General features: G+C 64.8%; 16 protein-coding genes. 9 read left to right on the top strand and 7 right to left on the bottom strand.

Features of this window, described 5'->3' with window-relative positions:
* Positions 1–5 precede the first annotated feature (5 nt).
* On the bottom strand, positions 6–3,476 hold the full coding sequence (locus JAO75_RS00580; protein WP_199045743.1) for an indolepyruvate ferredoxin oxidoreductase family protein: 3,471 nt from the start codon (positions 3,474–3,476) through the stop codon (positions 6–8).
* Between the two features lie 157 nt (positions 3,477–3,633).
* Here JAO75_RS00580 and JAO75_RS00575 point away from each other — a divergent pair, with 157 nt between their 5' ends.
* Entirely contained in the window at positions 3,634–4,089 is a 456-nt protein-coding gene (locus JAO75_RS00575; protein WP_199045741.1) for an Lrp/AsnC family transcriptional regulator, read from the top strand.
* A gap of 12 nt (positions 4,090–4,101) precedes the next feature.
* On the opposite strand, the gene JAO75_RS00570 is transcribed toward JAO75_RS00575, so the two are convergent.
* Together JAO75_RS00570 and paaZ are read right to left on the bottom strand one after the other, a co-directional pair.
* Entirely contained in the window at positions 4,102–4,527 is a 426-nt protein-coding gene (locus JAO75_RS00570; protein WP_199045739.1) for a PaaI family thioesterase, read from the bottom strand.
* A 107-nt stretch (positions 4,528–4,634) separates the two neighbouring features.
* Positions 4,635–6,662 carry a phenylacetic acid degradation bifunctional protein PaaZ gene (gene paaZ, locus JAO75_RS00565; RefSeq protein WP_199045737.1) on the bottom strand — a complete coding sequence of 676 codons (2,028 nt, stop codon included), beginning with the start codon at positions 6,660–6,662 and terminating at the stop codon, positions 4,635–4,637.
* A 203-nt stretch (positions 6,663–6,865) separates the two neighbouring features.
* On the opposite strand from paaZ, the gene JAO75_RS00560 reads away from it, so the two are divergent.
* From JAO75_RS00560 to JAO75_RS00530, 7 genes are all read left to right on the top strand, one after another.
* Positions 6,866–7,786, top strand: a complete 921-nt coding sequence (locus tag JAO75_RS00560) for a PaaX family transcriptional regulator (RefSeq protein ID WP_199045735.1) — start codon at positions 6,866–6,868, stop codon at positions 7,784–7,786.
* A gap of 206 nt (positions 7,787–7,992) precedes the next feature.
* On the top strand, positions 7,993–8,988 hold the full coding sequence (paaA, locus tag JAO75_RS00555; protein WP_199045733.1) for a 1,2-phenylacetyl-CoA epoxidase subunit PaaA: 996 nt from the start codon (positions 7,993–7,995) through the stop codon (positions 8,986–8,988).
* 14 nt (positions 8,989–9,002) lie between these two features.
* Positions 9,003–9,293, top strand: coding sequence for a 1,2-phenylacetyl-CoA epoxidase subunit PaaB (gene paaB, locus JAO75_RS00550; RefSeq protein WP_036353730.1), 291 nt, complete (start codon positions 9,003–9,005; stop codon positions 9,291–9,293).
* Entirely contained in the window at positions 9,293–10,051 is a 759-nt protein-coding gene (gene paaC / locus JAO75_RS00545) for a 1,2-phenylacetyl-CoA epoxidase subunit PaaC (protein WP_199045731.1), read from the top strand. The genes paaB and paaC overlap by 1 nt, the downstream gene beginning before the upstream one ends.
* 13 nt (positions 10,052–10,064) lie before the next feature.
* Positions 10,065–10,580, top strand: coding sequence for a 1,2-phenylacetyl-CoA epoxidase subunit PaaD (gene paaD, locus JAO75_RS00540; protein ID WP_199045729.1), 516 nt, complete (start codon positions 10,065–10,067; stop codon positions 10,578–10,580).
* Between the two features lie 16 nt (positions 10,581–10,596).
* Positions 10,597–11,673 (top strand): 1,2-phenylacetyl-CoA epoxidase subunit PaaE, encoded by a 1,077-nt coding sequence (gene paaE / locus JAO75_RS00535; RefSeq protein WP_199045727.1) that lies wholly within the window; start codon positions 10,597–10,599, stop codon positions 11,671–11,673.
* A gap of 16 nt (positions 11,674–11,689) precedes the next feature.
* The gene (locus JAO75_RS00530) at positions 11,690–12,487 is read left to right on the top strand and encodes a Phenylacetic acid catabolic protein (protein WP_199045725.1); all 798 of its coding nucleotides are present in this window, start codon (positions 11,690–11,692) and stop codon (positions 12,485–12,487) included.
* A 129-nt stretch (positions 12,488–12,616) separates the two neighbouring features.
* Here the strand turns inward: JAO75_RS00530 and JAO75_RS00525 are convergent, their stop codons facing one another.
* The 4 genes from JAO75_RS00525 to paaG are packed head-to-tail and all read right to left on the bottom strand — an operon-like array spanning position 12,617 to position 15,886.
* Positions 12,617–13,252: a TetR/AcrR family transcriptional regulator gene (locus tag JAO75_RS00525; RefSeq protein WP_199045723.1), complete on the bottom strand. Its 636-nt coding sequence runs from the start codon at positions 13,250–13,252 to the stop codon at positions 12,617–12,619.
* Positions 13,253–13,260: 8 nt separating this feature from the next.
* On the bottom strand, positions 13,261–14,616 hold the full coding sequence (gene paaK / locus JAO75_RS00520; RefSeq protein WP_425523133.1) for a phenylacetate--CoA ligase PaaK: 1,356 nt from the start codon (positions 14,614–14,616) through the stop codon (positions 13,261–13,263).
* Complete coding sequence (paaI, locus tag JAO75_RS00515; RefSeq protein ID WP_199045721.1) at positions 14,613–15,092, bottom strand: hydroxyphenylacetyl-CoA thioesterase PaaI; 480 nt, start codon at positions 15,090–15,092, stop codon at positions 14,613–14,615. The genes paaK and paaI overlap by 4 nt, the downstream gene beginning before the upstream one ends.
* Positions 15,092–15,886 (bottom strand): 2-(1,2-epoxy-1,2-dihydrophenyl)acetyl-CoA isomerase PaaG, encoded by a 795-nt coding sequence (gene paaG, locus JAO75_RS00510; protein ID WP_210340126.1) that lies wholly within the window; start codon positions 15,884–15,886, stop codon positions 15,092–15,094. The genes paaI and paaG overlap by 1 nt, the downstream gene beginning before the upstream one ends.
* Before the next feature lie 378 nt (positions 15,887–16,264).
* On the opposite strand from paaG, the gene JAO75_RS00505 reads away from it, so the two are divergent.
* A complete protein-coding gene (locus tag JAO75_RS00505) occupies positions 16,265–17,386 on the top strand; it encodes an ABC transporter substrate-binding protein (protein ID WP_246742320.1) in 1,122 nt (373 codons plus the stop codon).
* The last annotated feature ends 33 nt before the right edge of the window (positions 17,387–17,419 follow it).

Genomic DNA, 17,419 nt, shown 5'->3' with positions numbered 1-17,419 from the left:
GAGATTCACGCGCTTACAGCTTCGCGCGTGCGCGTGTCGATCACCTCAGGCTGTTCCGCCGCGCGCGACCACAGGCGCTCCACCTCGGCCTGCACCTTGTGGATGGCCGCTTCCTTCACGGGGCCGTAGCCACGGATGTCCATCGGGGCTTTCGCGATGGCCAGCAGGTCGGCGAAGCGCTGTGCGTCGAGGTCTTGCAGGATGCGTTCGACCTGGGCCTCGTACCAGCCGATCAGCGCCCGTTCCGTGCGCCGCTCGGCCGTGTAGCCGAAGACGTCGAAGAGCGTGCCGCGTACGATCTTCATCCTGGCCAGCACGCGCAGGGGCGTCTGGATCCACTGGCCGAAGGCGCGCTTCTTCGGGCGGCCCCGCGCATCGCGCTTCGAGGACAGGAGCGGCGGCGCCATGTGGTATTTCACCGTGAAGTCGCCGTCGAATTCCTGCCGCAGCTTGCCGAGGAAGCCGGTCTCCATGTGCAGGCGCGCGACCTCGTACTCGTCCTTGTAGGCCATGAGCTTGAACAGCGAGCGCGCCACCGCGTCGGTGAGGGTCTCGGACCCAAGCGCATTTTCTGCTTTACGGACCCGGGACACCATCATCTCATAGCGGCCGGCGTAGAGCGCATCCTGATAATCGGTAAGAAAAGCGACCCGCCGGGCGATCACCTGATCCAGCGTCTCGGGCTCCTCCGGCTTGTCGTTCGCCACCTCCTGCACGATGGCCGGATCGGCGCTGAGCAGGCGGCCCCAGGCGAAGGCCTGCCGGTTGCGCTCGACCGCCACGCCGTTGAGCTCGATGGCGCGGGAGAGCGCGTCGAACGAGACCGGCACCAGCCCCTGCTGCCAGGCAAAGCCCAGCATCATCACGTTGGCGAAAACCGTATCGCCGAGCAGCGTCTCGGCGAGCGCATTCGCATTGACGGTGGCCATGTTACCCTGGCCGATGACGCGCTCGATGGCGCGAAGCCGCGTGCGGCTGGCGAGATCCGCGTCGCGAAAGCGCACCACGTCGCCGGTGGGCATCTCGGCGGTGTTCATCACGGCGCGCGTTCCCGCGCGATAAGTGCCGGAAGCCTTGGGCGAGGAGCTGACCACGAGGTCGCAGCCGATCAGCGCATCCGCCGCGCCCTGGTCGATGCGCACCTGGTTCAACTCGCCCGGGTTTGTGGCGATGCGCAGATAGCTCAGCACCGGGCCGAATTTTTGCGCAAAGCCGGTGAAATCGAGCACCGACACGCCGCGGCCCTCGAGATGCGCCGCCATGCTGATGAGCGCGCCAATCGTGACGACGCCCGTGCCGCCGACGCCGGTGACGAGCAGGTCGAACGGCTTGTCGAGCGCGGGAAGAGCCGGTGAGGGCAGGGACGCGGCACGCGCCGCCGCATCGAAGCCCGACGTGATCTTCGCCTTGCGCGTGGCGCCCTCCACCGTGACGAAGCTCGGGCAGAAGCCGTCGAGGCACGAGAAGTCCTTGTTGCAGGTGGAGAGATTGATCTTGCGCTTGCGGCCGAACGGCGTCTCCTTCGGCTCCACACTCAGGCAGTTGGACGCCACCGAGCAGTCGCCGCAGCCTTCGCAGACCAGGTCGTTGATATAGGCGAAGCGCTTCGGATCCTCCATCTGGCCGCGCTTGCGGCGGCGGCGCTTTTCGGTGGCGCAGGTCTGCTCGTAGATCAGCACCGTCACGCCGGAAATGTCGCGCAGCTCCTTCTGGACTCCGTCGAGTTCATCGCGGTGATGGATCGTCACGCCCTTGGGCAGATCCGCCGGCACGAACTTGTCGGGATCGTCCGACACGAGCGCGATGCGCTGCACGCCTTCCGCCCGCACGCTATGCGCGATGGCGTAGACGCTCACCGGCCCGTCCACGGGCTGGCCGCCCGTCATCGCGACCGCATCGTTGAACAGGATCTTGTAGGTGATGTTGGCGCCCGCCGCCATGGCCTGCCGGATCGCCATGGAGCCCGAATGGTAATAGGTGCCTTCGCCGAGGTTCTGGAAGATGTGGCCCTGGCCGGTGAACTTGGACGAGGCGGCCCAGTTCACGCCTTCGCCGCCCATCTGGATCAGGGACGAGGTTTCCCGGTCCATCCAGCTCGCCATGAAGTGGCAGCCGATGCCCGCGAGCGCTTTCGAGCCTTCCGGCACCTTGGTCGAGGTGTTGTGCGGGCAGCCGGAGCAGAAATAGGGCGTGCGCGTCGCGCCCGAAACAGTGATCACGCGCTCCGCGTCCGGCGTGAGAGCATCCACGCGCTGCGCGAGGTCGAGACCGGGGAAGATCGGGTCGAGGCGCTTGGCCAGAACGCCGGCGAGGAAGCGCGGCGTGAGCTCGCCCGTCCAGGGGATGAGGCGCTCGCCCGTCTCGTCGTGCTTGCCGACCATGCGCTCGGGCTTCGAGCCCGGATAGTCGTAAAAGTATTCCTTGAACTGGCTTTCGATGATGCCGCGCTTTTCCTCAACCACGAGGATCTCGCGCTTGCCCTTCACGAATTCCATGGCGTCGTGCAGCGGCAGCGGCCACACCATGCCGACCTTGTAGATGTCGATGCCGTGGGTACGGCAGGCTGCCTCGTCGAGGCCGATGAGGCGCAGCGCCTCCATCAGGTCGAGATGGGCCTTGCCCGTGGTGACGATGCCGTAGGATGCATCGCGAATGTCGTAGATGCGCCGGTCGATGGGGTTGGCCTTGGCGAAGGCATAGACGGCGTGCTTCTTCGCCTCCATGCGCTCTTCGATCTGCGGCCCCGGCAGATCCGGCCAGCGGTAGTGCAGGCCTCCGGGCGGCGGCGTGAAGTCTGGCTCGTTGAACTGCCTCGGCGGGCGCAGCTCGACGGAGGTGCCGGATTCCACGATCTCGGACACCGCCTTGAAGCCGACCCACATGCCGGAGAAGCGGCTCAGCGCATAGCCGTACTCGCCGAACTCGAGATACTCGGCGACGCTCGCGGGATGCAGCGTCGGCATGAACCAGCTCATGAACGCCACGTCGGATTGGTGCGGCATCGACGAGGACACGCAGCCATGGTCGTCGCCCGCCACCACCAGCACGCCGCCATGGGGCGAGGAGCCATAGGCGTTCCCGTGCTTCAGGGCATCGCCGGAGCGGTCGACGCCGGGACCCTTGCCGTACCAGAGGCCGAACACGCCCTCCACCTGCCGGTTGGGGTCGGTCTCCACCTGTTGCGAGCCCAGCACCGCAGTGGCGGCAAGGTCCTCGTTGACAGCGGGCAGGAACTCGATGCGGTGCTCCTTCAGCTGCTCCTTGATGCGCCAGAACTCGAGATCGACTCCGCCGAGCGGCGAGCCGCGATAGCCCGAGACGAAGCCCGCCGTGTTGAGGCCCGCCAGCCGGTCGCGCCTGGCCTGATCGAGCACGATCCGGATGATCGCCTGGGTGCCGGTCAGGAACACCCGGCCGGTCTCGCGGGCATAGCGGTCGGAGAGCCGGTAATCGTCGAGGGACGGAACGCGTGTCATCAGCCTGATCCCGCATGAAGAGCCATGTCGTGGCTAAGTATGGTACTTCCGAACGGCTGGTAGGTGCTTCCTATTCTTTCCCCGTCACGCCTTCTTTGTGGTAGATGTCGCGGAATCCGGCGCTATATCTGGTAAAAATCACCAACGGGAGGGCGCCATGCTGGAGAAGCAGGACGAGCACATTCTGGTGCAGCTGCAGAGGGAGGGGCGCACCACCAACCAGCAGCTGGCCGAGGATGTGGGCATGTCCACCTCCGCCTGCTGGCGGCGCGTTCGGGCGCTGGAGGAGGCCGGGGTGATCACCGGCTATTCGGCCCTCGTCGACCGGGAGAAGGCGGGCTTCACCACCTCGGCGATCCTGCACGTGTCGCTGGAGCGGCACGACGCGACCTTCGTCGATGAGTTCGTCTCCAGGGTGACGGAGCGCGCCGAGGTGCTGGAATGCTTCGCCACCACGGGCGATGCCGATTATCACCTGCGGGTCGTGGTGCGCGACATGCAGGCCTACAACGCGTTTCTCGACGAGTTCATGTTCCGCCTGCCCGGCATCCGCTACGTGCGCACCAACGTGGTCCTGAAGGAGATCAAGACCAGCGTGGCGCTGCCGTTCTGAAATGAACTTGGTCTACTTGCTCTCGGGCAGCAGCGCATAGGCGAGCTGCGCAATGGCGACGGGGCGGCTGTCGCCGGCCGTGGTCAGCGTCACGGTGCCGAAGGCCATGGTCCGCCCGAGGCGAACGACCTTCGCGTCCGCCAGCACATCCGCCTTCGCAGCCGGGCGCAGGAAGTGCATGGTCTGGTCCACCGTGGTCATCGGGCGGTACGCGCCCCCGGCGGAGGAGACGGCGAACACCATGGCGGTGTCGGCAAGGCTCATGAGCGCCTGGCCGCAGATCACGCCGTTGTCGCGGCACAGCCGTTCCGAGAACGGCATGCGCAGAACCGCGCCCTCAGGATGCAGGCTCTCGACGGAGAGTTCGAGCGCCTGGATCCAGGGCGCGAAGACATCGGTGAGCATCCGCTCGGCGGCGGCTTGGTCGAATGTGGACATCGGTTCCCCCAAACAGTCTTCTTCTGATATCCGCTGCCAGTCGTGACGAAGCGGCGGATACCAACCTTATCTCACAGCAACTGGCATGTGCTGCCAATATTCTTCCATCAACGACGCACCGCATTCATGGTGAGGAGGTCATAGGTCGCGACCGTCTCGTCCTTGTCCGTGGTGATCTCCACGTCCCAGCGCACCTCGCCATACTCCTCGTTGCGCGGCGACTTGGACTTCGCCGTCAGCCGGACCTTGATGGTCTCGCCCGGCTGCACGGGCTTGAGGAAGCGTAAGGAGTCGAGGCCGTAATTGGCCAGAACCGGCCCGAGATCCGGGTCGACGAACAGGCCGGCCGCGAAGGACAGCAGCAGGTAGCCGTGAGCCACGCGGCCGGGGAAGAACGGATGGTCCTTCGTGGCCTCCTCGCTCATGTGGGCGTAGAAGGTGTCGCCGGTGAATTCGGCGAAGTGCTCGATGTCCTCGAGAGTGATCATGCGCTCCTTCGAGATGAAGGTCTGGCCGATGGCGAGGTCCTCGAAATGGTAGCGGAAGGGATGGCGCCCCTCCTGGACCATCGGAGCGCCCTTGATCCAGCTCTGCGTCACGCGTGAAAGCATCGCGGGCGAGCCCTGGAGGGCCGTGCGCTGCATGTAATGGTGCACGCCGCGCATGCCGCCGAGCTCCTCGCCGCCGCCGGCGCGTCCCGGCCCGCCATGGACCATGTGCGGCATGGGCGAGCCATGGCCCGTCTGCTCCTTGGCGCAGTCGCGGTCGATCAGCACGAGACGGCCGTGGAAGGCGCCGACGCCGAAGACGAGATCGGACGCAATGGCGGGGTCGTAGGTGTAGACCGACGCGACGAGGCTGCCGTCGCCGCGGTTCGCGAGAGCCACGGCCTGATCGAGCCCGTCATAGCCCATCAATGTGCAGACCGGGCCGAAGGCCTCGACGCTGTGCACGTTGGTGGCGCGGATCGGATCGGGGCAATGCAGCAGAAGCGGCGGAATGAAGGCGCCGCGCTCACGGTCCGCACCCTCGACCGTGAAGTTGTCCGGGTCGCCCACGACGATATCCGCCTCGCTCCGCAGCTTCGCCACCTGGGCCAGCACGTCCCGGCGCTGGCCGAGACCGACCACCGGGCCCATGCGCACGTTGTCGAGTTCCGGGTTGCCGACCGTGACCTTCGAGAGCCGCTCGCGCAGGGCCTCGATCACGGCAGGCACATGCGCGTCAGGTGCGATGGCGCGGCGGATGGCCGTGCATTTCTGGCCCGCCTTGACCGTCATCTCCTTCGCGACCTCCTTGATGAAGAGGTCGAATTCCGGCGTGCCGGGTCCGGCATCGGGCGCAAGAATCGCGGCGTTGAGCGAGTCGCGCTCGGCGATGAAGCGAACGGATTCCCTGGCGATCACCGGATGCCGCTGCAGCTTCTGGGCCGTGTCGGCCGAGCCGGTGAAGGACACCACGTCCTGACAGGTCAGATGGTCGAACAGATCGCCCGTCGAGCCGATGATGCACTGGAGCGCGCCTTCGGGAAGGATGCGGGACTCCGCGATCATGCGCACCAGCGCATGCGCCACGTAAGACGTGATCGTCGCCGGCTTCGTGACCACCGGCACGCCGGCCAGGATGGCGGGCGCGAGCTTCTCCAGCATGCCCCAGCAGGGGAAGTTGAAGGCGTTGATGTGAACCGCGACGCCGTGCATCGGCGCCATCACGTGCTGGCCGACGAAGCTGCCGCCCTTCGACAGGGGCTCCACGGCGCCGTCGATGAGGAACGTGGTGTTGGGCAGCTCACGGCGGCCCTTGGAGGCATAGACGAACAGCGTGCCGATGCCGCCGTCCACGTCGATGAAGTTGTCGGAGCGCGTGGTGCCGGTCTGGTAGGAGAGCTTGTAGAGCTGCTCCTTGCGCTCTGTCAGATGAATGGCAAGGCGCTTGAGCATCTCGGCCCGCTGGTGGAAGGTCAGCCGACGCAGGTTGGGGCCGCCGACCCGACGGGCATAGGCCAGCACCTCGCCCATGTCGAAGCCGCCGCTGGCGACCTCGGCGACCACGTCGCCGGTGACGGCGCTGCGAATTTCGGCGCGTTCCTGGCCGGGCGACATCCAACTTCCGCGAACGAAGCTCTCAAGTCTCATGGGGCACCTTGAATGATGAATGTGCAGCTGCATTGGCATCGCCACACCTTTGCGGCATTATTGACCGACCGGTCGGTTAGTCAAGGAATTTTGCCATGTGGCGTACCCGCTCGGGCTCGACAATGGCCGGATGGAATCTGTAGGTGGGGAGCGAGGCCGGCGGGCGAGGACCGTCCGCCCATCTGGAACCGGAGTAGGCGTGAATGGCCGGGTTTGTGGAAACCCTCCTGGACAGGTTTCATGAGCGGACCCCAATCCGAGCGGGTTCCCTGATCGTCACTGTCTTCGGGGATGCGGTCGTGCCCCGGGGCGGGGTGCTGTCCCTCGCCTCGCTCCATGAGATCATGCGGGCTTTCAGGATCAGCGACACGCTCGTCAGGACGGCCCTGTCCCGTCTTGTCACCGAGGGTTGGTTCGAGCGCTGGAAGGTGGGGCGCAACAGCTATTATCGCCTCGCCCCTCGGGGGCAGGAGGCATTTGCGCAGGCAACCCGGCGGATCTATGCCGATCCGCCCCAGGATTGGGACGGCTCCTTCGACCTTCTCCTGCTCGAAAGCATTCAGGATCGGGGCGCGCTCAAGGCTGAGCTGATGGAGGCCGGGTATGGCGCCCTCGGAGCGGACTTCATGGTGGCTGCCGCAGCGTCGGCCAAGAGCCAAGGGCCTTTCCTGCGCCTGTCGGCAGCGCCGGCCGACCTGCCGACCGCCCAGCGCCTCGTCGAGCGGGCTTGGCCGTTGGCTGAGATCGAGAGCCGCTATCAGCGCTTCATCGAGGTCTACTCGGATATCCTCGGTGCTCTCGAGCGGGGGGCTGCCCGCAGCGATCTGGATGCCCTTCTCGTCCGGATTCTGCTGATTCACGATTATCGCCGTGCCGTCCTCAAGGATCCGCTGTTGCCCGCCCAGCTTCTCCCGCAGCCCTGGGCGGGAGCGACCGCCCGCGTCCTCTGCGGCACGATCTACAAAGCTCTAGTTCCGGCTTCGGAGCAGTGGATCGACGCTCATGCCCACAATGACAAGGGGGATCTGCCGGAGGCCGGCAGCGACTTCCGGGGGCGATTCGCCTCGCTCAAGCCTGCAACCGGGCTGGAGGCTTCCGAGAAATATGTTACGAAAAAATATTGAAGATCGCTTTTTTTGTGACATATTAGAAGAATTCGAAAGGCGCCTGCCGGATCATTCCGACTGTTCTCTGGAGCGCCGACGACTGGAACAGCGTTAGATAGATGCCCGCATGGGCTCTGGCTTGCATCCCCGGTATACGGCTAGCCTCCCTGACAGGAGCCGGTTTCGGGGCGGGAGCCGACCATCGAAGGCTAAGGAGAAGCGCCGTGTATGCACAGATGGTGAAGACGGGCATCGACCACATCCAGTCCAAGGAGGAGATGTCTCCCGAGGAGCGCGCCTTCCAGGATCGCGTCGATGCCGACATTAAGATCGAGCCGAAGGAATGGATGCCGGAGGCCTACCGCAAGACCCTGATCCGGCAGATCTCCCAGCACGCCCATTCCGAGATCATCGGCATGCAGCCGGAGGGCAACTGGATCACCCGCGCTCCCACCCTCGAGCGCAAGGCCATCCTGCTGGCCAAGGTCCAGGACGAAGCCGGCCACGGCCTCTATCTCTACTGCGCCGCCGAAACCCTCGGCGTGAGCCGCGACGAACTCCTGGAGCAGCTCAACAGCGGCAAGGCCAAGTATTCGAGCATCTTCAACTATCCGACGCTCACCTGGGCCGATATCGGGGCCATCGGCTGGCTCGTCGACGGCGCCGCGATCATGAACCAGGTGCCGCTGCAGCGCTGCTCCTACGGCCCTTACTCCCGCGCCATGATCCGCATCTGCAAGGAGGAGAGCTTCCATCAGCGTCAGGGCTACGACATCATGATGAAGCTCGCGAAAGGAACGCCTGAGCAGAAGGCGATGGCGCAGGATGCCCTGAACCGCTGGTGGTGGCCGTCCCTGATGATGTTCGGCCCGTCCGATGCGGATTCCGTGCACAGCGCGCAATCCATGCGCTGGAAGATCAAGATCAATTCCAACGACGAGCTGCGCCAGAAATTCGTCGACCAGACTGTGCCGCAGGCGGAGTATCTCGGCCTCACCGTTCCCGATGCCGATCTCAAGTGGAACGCCGAGCGCGGGCATTACGATTTCGGCGCGGTCAATTGGGACGAGTTCTATCAGGTGATCGCCGGCAATGGCCCCTGCAACCGCCAGCGCCTGCGCACGCGTGTGAAGGCTTATGAAGAGGGGCGCTGGGTGCGCGAGGCCGCCGATGCCTATGCGGCCAAGAAGGCGGCACGGGCGCAGGCCAGGGCTGCGTGAGCGGGAGACAAGACATGACCGACAAGAAGGAATGGCCGCTCTGGGAGGTGTTCATCCGCAGCCAGCACGGTCTGGCCCACCGCCATGTGGGCAGCCTGCATGCGCCGGATGCCGAGATGGCCATCATGAATGCGCGTGACGTTTATACGCGCCGCAACGAGGGCGTGAGCATCTGGGTGGTGAAGGCGTCCGACATTTCCGCCAGCTCGCCCAGCGAGAAGGGCCCGCTCTTCGACCCGGCCAACAGCAAGGTCTATCGCCACCCGACCTTCTACGAGATCCCGGAAGAGCTGGGGCATATGTGATGGCCGAGCAGACCACGCTCTTCGAGTATCTGCTGCGCCTCGGCGACAACGCGCTCATCCTCGGGCACCGCCTGTCCGAATGGTGCGGTCATTCGCCTGCGCTGGAAGAGGATCTGGCGCTGTCCAATGTCGCCCTTGACCTCATCGGGCAGACGCAGCTCTGGCTCAATCTCGCGGGAGAGATCGAAGGCAAGGGGCGCGACGCCGACAAGCTCGCCTATCTGCGCGACGCCCGTGAGTTCCGCAATGTCCTGCTCGTGGAGCAGCCGAACGGCGACTTCGCCGCGACCATGGCGCGCCAGTTCTATTTCGATGCCTGGCACTATCTGCTGCTGCGGGAGCTCTCAGGATCGAAGGACGGACGCATCGCCGAGATCGCTGCAAAAGGCCTCAAGGAAGTGACCTACCATCTGGAGCGCAGCCGCGATTGGGTTCTGCGCCTCGGCGATGGCACGGAGGAGAGCCATCGGCGCATGCAGGCGGCGATCGACGATCTCTGGATGTTCACGGGCGAGTTGTTCGAGTCCGACGAAGTCGATGAGGCGATGGTCCGCGAGGGCATCGGTCCCGATCTCGCGGCGCTGCACGAACCCTGGCTCGGTCTCGTCCGCGCAACGTTGGAAGAGGCCACGCTGACCGTGCCTCAGCCCGGCTGGGCGCAGCGGGGCGGCAAGCGCGGCATTCATTCGGAGCATCTCGGCTATATCTTGGCCGATCTTCAGTTCCTGCAGCGGGCCTATCCGAACGCGACGTGGTGAGAGGTGCATGCCCATGGCGGACAGCCTGACGCAACCGCACCTGGACCAGGTGAAGGCCTGGCTGGGGGAAGTTCCCGACCCGGAAGTGCCGGCCGTCTCCGTCATGGATCTCGGCATCGTGCGGGACGTGCGCTGGGACGATGATGAACTCGTGGTTTCCATCACGCCGACCTATTCGGGCTGTCCCGCCACCAGCGTGATCGCCCTCGACATCGAGGCCGCTCTGCGGGCGAAGGGGATCGAGCGGTTGAGAGTCGAGCGCAGGCTCTCGCCGCCGTGGACGACCGACTGGATCAGCCACGAGGGACGCCGGAAGCTCGAAGCCTATGGCATCGCACCGCCGGCCGAAAGCGCGGGCGACGCTCCTTCTCCCTTCGACCGCTTCCTGCGCAAGCCTCTGGTCATCGCCTGCCCGCGCTGCAAGTCCGAGAAGACCTCGCGCATCAGCGAGTTCGGCTCCACGCCGTGCAAGGCGCAGTACCAGTGCCGCGATTGCCTGGAACCCTTCGACTACTTCAAATGCATCTGAAACGAGCGTCTGCGCCATGACCAAGTTCTATCCCGTCACCGTCGCCGATGTCAGGCGCGAGACCCGCGACGCCATCATCCTCACCCTCGACGTGCCGGATGAGCACAAGGACGCGTTCCGCTTCTCGCCGGGGCAGTACCTGACCCTGCGCACCCATATCGACGGGGACGAGGTTCGCCGGTCCTATTCCATCTGCGCGGCGCCCACCGAAGGCAGGCTGCGGGTCGGCATCAAAAAGATCGCAGGTGGCACGTTCTCGAGCTGGGCCGCCGAGCAGCTCGCTCCCGGCCAGACCATCGAGGCGATGCCCCCGATGGGCAACTTCTTCGTGCCGCTCGACAAGGAGCGCAAACGCCACTTCGTGGGCTTTGCCGCCGGCAGCGGGATCACGCCGCTGCTCAGCATCGTCAAGACGACCCTCGTGGCCGAGCCGCAATCGTCCTTCACCCTGTTCTACGGCAACCGGGCATCGAGCTCGATCATGTTCCGCGAGGAGCTGGAGGATCTCAAGAACGAGCATCTCGAACGCTTCAGCCTGATCCACATCCTCAGCCGCGAACAGCAGGACATCGATCTGTTCAACGGCCGCCTCACCAAGGAGAAGTGCGACCAGCTTCTCGACCACTGGGTCGATGCGTCCTCCATCGACACCGCGTTCATCTGCGGGCCTCAGGACATGATGCTCGGCGTGGCGAAGAGCCTCGAGGAGCACGGCCTCGACAAGCGCCAGATCAAGTTCGAGCTGTTCGCCACCTCGAGCCCTGGCCCGCGCCAGCGCAGGCCCGAGGAGGTGCAGGCAAAGAACCACAAGGACCTGTGCGAGGCCACTATCGTGATCGACGGGCGCGCGCGGACTCTCTCTTTCGAGAAGGGCACCGCATCCGTGCTCGACGCCGCGACGAGCGAGGGCCTGGAGCTTCCCTATGCCTGCAAGGGCGGCGTATGCTCCACCTGCCGGGCGATGCTGATCGAGGGCGAGGTGGACATGGATGCGAATTTTGCGCTCGAAGATTACGAGATCGCCCGCGGCTATATCCTCACCTGCCAGAGCTATCCGGTGAGCGACAAGATCCTGGTTGATTTCGACAAATGATAGGGGAGCTGCTCCCATGGTCGATGAAGAAGGCCTCGTCAGCTTTGTCGCCGACGGCGGACGCTTAAGCGCACCGGACAACGTCACGCCCCGCTACCGCGGCGAACTCATGCGCCTGATGGCGATCTTCGTCGATTCCGAGATGGCGGGCGCCTCGGGCTTTGCCGATTGCATCAATCTGGCTCCCGGCCTGAAGGAGCGCATCACGGCCACGCATATCGTGCTGCAGAAGTTCGATCATGCCCGGCAGGTTCTGGAATTGATGGAGCAGTTCGGTGCCAACACGGGTCAGTATGTTGGGGCTCATCCCTGGGCTTCGCGTCTCGACCGCAGCATCAACCTCGGTACGAGACGCATGGACGGGGACATGCGCCTCAACGTCTTCCATTACCCGATCAACGGCTGGGTCGACGCGGTGGTGATGAACTGCCTGATGGGGCAGGCCACCGTGGTGCAACTCGATGAACTCTCCCGCGGCTCCTACCAGCCTCTGGCCGATACCCTGGCTGACATTCTTCCCGTCGAAAGGCGCCACGCGGAGCTAGGGCAGGAGGGATTGCGCGTGGCCCTCGACACGGGCCATGACAGGACGGATGCACAGGCCTCCGTGAACTACTGGTATCCGCGAGTGGCCGATACGTTCGGGCGCAGCGCGTCGGATCATTTTTCCCAGCACCGGAAATACGGGCTGCGCCGGAAGGGCAGGGAGGAGCTTCTCGCCCAGTGGCAGGGCGTCGTCCACCCGATCCTGGCCCGGTTCGGCCTCGGCGTGCCCGACTTTCCCCTCTCCCGTGTGGGAGAGGGGCAGGGGTGAGGGTATGACGGTCAACCAGCCCGGCAATGCCATCGCGGCTGCGGCACAGTCCTCGTAGCGCCACATCCGGCACCGGCCTTCCCTCACCCCAACCCTCTCCCACACGGGAGAGGGAGCCCTTTGGTGAAGCTATTCCGCGGCCGTGGCGCGCCTGGATGGGGCAGAGGGCTCCGCACGGAGATTGCGGGTGCCGTCCACGATCAGCTGCGAGACGAGTTCCGCATAATCCGCGCGCGTGACCTCGCCCGTGCTCTTGAACCAGAGATAATGCCAGTTGATCATGCCGAACAACGACATGGTCACCGGCTTGAGCAGCTTGGTCCCCTTCAGCTGAGGCGCCACGCCCGCCACCGCGTCGGAGAAGACGCGCACCAGGTCGCGCTCGATGGCCTTGAGCTCGGCCTGCCGGTCCAAGGGAAGCAGGCGCATCCCGTTGATCTGCACATTGTGCTGGGCGTCCGCGTCCCGGTAGGCCTCCAGCAGGCCGGCCACGAGGGACCTGAGCCGCTCGCTTGGGGACAGGTCCGGCTGGTCGGCCGCTTCGACGACTTCGAGCAACTCTTCTAGGTGGAAGCGGATCACGTCGAAGAGCAGCTCCTCCTTGTCCTTGTAGTAATGGTAGAGGTTGGCCTTGGAGACGCCGCAGGCTTCTGCGATCCTGCTCATCGAGGCACGGTCGTAGCCATGCTCGGCAAACAGCTCGGCCGAGCGGTCGAGAATCGCGCGGCGCTTGTCGTCGTAATCTGTGGCGCGGGTCCGGGCCATGGGGCTTGCTATTCTTTCGGTCTGCGGTCGATCACGCGTCTCGCCTTGCCGAGCGAGCGCTCAATGCCTTCCGGGTCGAGGACATTGACCTGAGCGGTGATGCCAATAGTCTCCTTGATCGCCTGACTCAAGCGCTCGGCTGCGGCCTTCCGGGTTTCCGGATAATCGGCCTCGGGCTTGATCTCGGCCTTGATCTCCATCTGGTCCATCCGCCCCTCGCGGGTCAGGACGATCTGGTAATGGCCGGAGAGCGACGGGATGGCCAGGAGTTTTTCCTCGATCTGGCTCGGGAACACGTTCACGCCCCGGATGATCATCATGTCGTCCGTGCGGCCCGTGACCTTCTCCATGCGGCGCATGGTGCGGGCGGTTCCGGGCATGAGGCGCGTGAGATCGCGGGTGCGGTAGCGGATGACCGGCATCGCCTCCTTGGTGAGCGAGGTGAAGACGAGCTCGCCCTCCTGTCCGTCCGGCAGGACCTCGCCGGTGTGCGGGTCGATCACCTCGGGATAGAAATGGTCCTCCCAGATGTGCAGGCCGTCCTTGGTCTCGATGCACTCGCAGGCGACGCCCGGTCCCATGACCTCGGAGAGGCCGTAGATGTCCACCGCATGGATGTCGAAGGCCTCCTCGATCTCGGCCCGCATGGCATTCGTCCAGGGCTCGGCTCCGAAGATGCCGATCTTCAGCGAGGATTGGCGCGGGTCGAGCCCCTGCTTGCGGAACTCGTCGAGGATTGCCAGCATGTAGGACGGCGTCACCATGATCACGTCCGGCTGGAAGTCCGTGATGAGCTGAACCTGTCTCTCAGTCATGCCGCCCGACATCGGGATCACCATGCAGCCGAGGCGCTCGGCGCCGTAATGCGCGCCCAGGCCGCCGGTGAAGAGGCCGTAGCCATAGGCCACATGCACCTTCATGCCGGGACGCGCGCCGCTGGCGCGGATCGAGCGGGCCACCACGTCGGACCAGGTGTCGATATCGCGCTTGGTATAGCCGACGACCGTGGGCTTTCCCGTTGTGCCGGACGATCCGTGCACGCGGGCGATCTGATCCTGCGGAACGGCGAACATGCCGAAGGGATAGTTGTCCCGCAGGTCCGCCTTGGTGGTGAAGGGAAACCGGGCAAGGTCGCTCAGATCCTTGAAGTCGTCCGGGTGCACGCCTGCCGCGTCGAACTTTGCCCGGTAGTGCGGCACGTTCTCGTAAGCGTGGCGCAGGGACCAGGCGAGACGCTCCCGCTGCAGGGCGGCAAGCTCATCCCGGGAGGCGAGTTCGAAGCGATCGAGTTGCGCCGGCTGGGGCTTGAGTTCGGACAACTTGCGAAGCGGGATCTGAAGCAAGGGGACCTCCCATCTTGTCATTCTTGTTCGGCGCTGCCTTGCGGAGCGGATGCGAGCAGCGTGCCGGCAATGGTGCGCGAGTGCCCGCGGAACTCGGCGACGGCGTTGCCCTGGCCGTCGCGAACGGTGACGTCGTAGATGCCGGAACGTCCCGACCGGTTGCGCTCGACCGCGTGAGCCGTGAGCGTGTCGCCTCTGCGCCCGGGCTGCAGGAACGTCACGGCGCAATGCTGGGCCACCGTGCGCTGGTCGTAGGTGTTGCAGGCAAAAGCAAAGGCCGAGTCGGCCAGCGTGAAGATGAAGCCGCCATGGCAGATGCCGTGGCCGTTCGTCATCTCCGGGCGGACCGTCATGGACAGAACCGCCTCGCCGGGAGAGACGCGTTCCACCACCATGCCGAGGCCCTGGCTGGCCCGGTCGTCGGCCCACATGGCCTGGGCGCAGGCCTCGGCGATCTCGTGCGGGCTGCCTTCACGGTGCGAGGCCTTTGCGTCCATCAGGCTCTCCCGGTGAATTTCGGCGGCCGCTTCTCGAAGAAGGCCGTGACGCCCTCCATGTAGTCAGGAGTGCGGCCGGCTTTGCCTTGCAGGTCGCGTTCGAGATCGAGCTGTTGGTCGAGATCGTTCGTTTCGGAGGCGTCGAGCGCCTGCTTGATGAGCGCGAGCCCGGCCGTGGGCTGCACGGCGAAGTGAGCGGCAAGACGATGGGCCTCGTCCATCAGGCTCGCATCGTCGACAGCCTTCCAGATCATGCCCCAGGCTTCCGCCTGCTCGGCCGGGACGGGTTCCGCCAGCAGCGCGACGGCACGGGCGCGCGCCGGCCCGACGAGGCGCGGCAGGAACCAGGTTCCTCCAGAATCGGGAACGAGGCCGAGCTTCGCGAAGGCTTGGATGAACTTTGCCGAGCGCGATGCCAGGACGATGTCGCAGGCGAGCGCGATGTTGGCTCCGGCACCGGCCGCCACACCGTTGACGGCGCAGATCACCGGCATCTGCAAGGCACGCAGCTTGCATACGAGAGGATTGTAGAGACGCTCGAGGGTGGAGGAGAGATCCGGCGCCTGCCCGGGGCTGAAGACTCGATCCGAGAGATCCTGCCCGGCGCAGAATCCGCGTCCGGCACCCGTCAGAACGAGCGCCCTGCAAGTGTCGTCAGCCTCTGCTTCCAGCAGCGCGGACATCAGCTGCGCATGCATGGCCTCGTTGAAGGAGTTCAGGCGGTCGGGCCGGTTGAGGGTGATGACGCGATACCCTTCGCGGCGCTCCGTGATGATGAGATCAGTCTCCACCATGGCCCTCCTGAAGCTTCGCTGACGGCAAGCGGGCTTTCTGCATCTTGTTTAGTATTGACCAACCGTCCGGTCAATTATATTGATTGGAGAAACAGCGTCAATGAGCCAACACTCGGCCCTCAAGGGAGCAGAACGGGATGGCATGTTTGGACGACGGGCGGGATGCGTTCGCTACGCTTTTCAGCATGGATGCTGATGTTTGCTCGCGAGGCATCATGCTGCCGCCACCCCAAACGACGCGCTTCCATTCCGCAATGATCCGCAGGCTCGTGGCAGTCTCATGTTTTGCGCAACAATAAGAAAAGACACCGACAACAAACCAGGAGGAAACACATGGTAATGAAAGCAAAGCTCACAGCCTCGTTGGTCGCCGGCGCCATGGTGCTCGGCATGTCACAGGGCGCTCTCGCGCAGGACACCATCAAGATCGGCTCGGTTCTCTCAGCCACCGGACCGGCCTCGTTTCTTGGCGAGCCTGAGGACAAGACGCTCAGGATGTATGTCGACAAGATCAATGCGGCCGGCGGCATCAACGGCAAGAAGATCGAACTCGTGATCTATGACGATGGCGGCGATGCCAACAAGGCGCGCACCTTCGCGACGCGCCTCGTGGAGGATGACGAGGTGGTCGCCATGGTCGGCGGATCGACGACCGGCACCACCATGGCCATGATCCCGGTGTTCGAGGACGCCAAGATCCCCTTCATTTCGCTGGCAGGTGCTATCGAGGTGATCGACCCGGTGCGCAAGTTCGTCTTCAAGACCCCGCACACCGACAAGATGGCCTGCGAGAAGATCTTCGAGGATCTGAAGAAGCGCAACCTCACCAAGATCGGCCTGATCTCCGGCACGGACGGGTTCGGTGCCTCCATGCGGGCGCAGTGCGTGAAGGTCGCGCCGAACTACGGCATGGAGATCGTCGCCGACGAGAACTACGGCCCGCGCGACAGCGACATGACCGCTCAGCTCACGAAGATCAAGAACACGGCCGGCCTGCAGGCGGTGGTCAATCCGGGTTTCGGCCAGGGCCCTGCCATCGTGACCCGCAACTATGCGCAGCTCGGCATGGGCGACATCCCGTTCTATCAGAGCCACGGCGTCGCCTCGAAGAGCTTCATCGATCTTGCCGGGGCTGCCGCTGAGGGCGTCCGCCTGCCGGCGGCTGCACTGCTCGTGGGCGACAAGCTCCCGGAGAGCGATCCGCAGAAGAAGGTGGTGACCGAGTACAAGCAGACCTACGAGAGCGCTACGAAGCAGCCCGTCTCGACATTCGGTGGCCACGCCTATGACGGCCTCTTCATTCTCGTCGAGGCCATGAAGCGCGCCAACTCCACGGACCCGCAGAAGATCCGCGACGAAATCGAGAAGACCAAGGGCTTCGTCGGCACCGGGGGCATCGTGAACATGTCGCCCACGGACCACCTCGGTCTCGACCTCTCGGCCTTCCGCATGCTCGAGATCAAGGGTGGCGACTGGAACCTGGTGGCATCGGGCAGCTGATCCTCGGCAATATGGACCAAACGGGAGGCGGAC

This window comes from Microvirga splendida, from assembly GCF_016427565.1.
Lineage (GTDB): Bacteria > Pseudomonadota > Alphaproteobacteria > Rhizobiales > Beijerinckiaceae > Microvirga > Microvirga splendida.
This window is presented reverse-complemented; position numbering and strand designations above follow the sequence as displayed.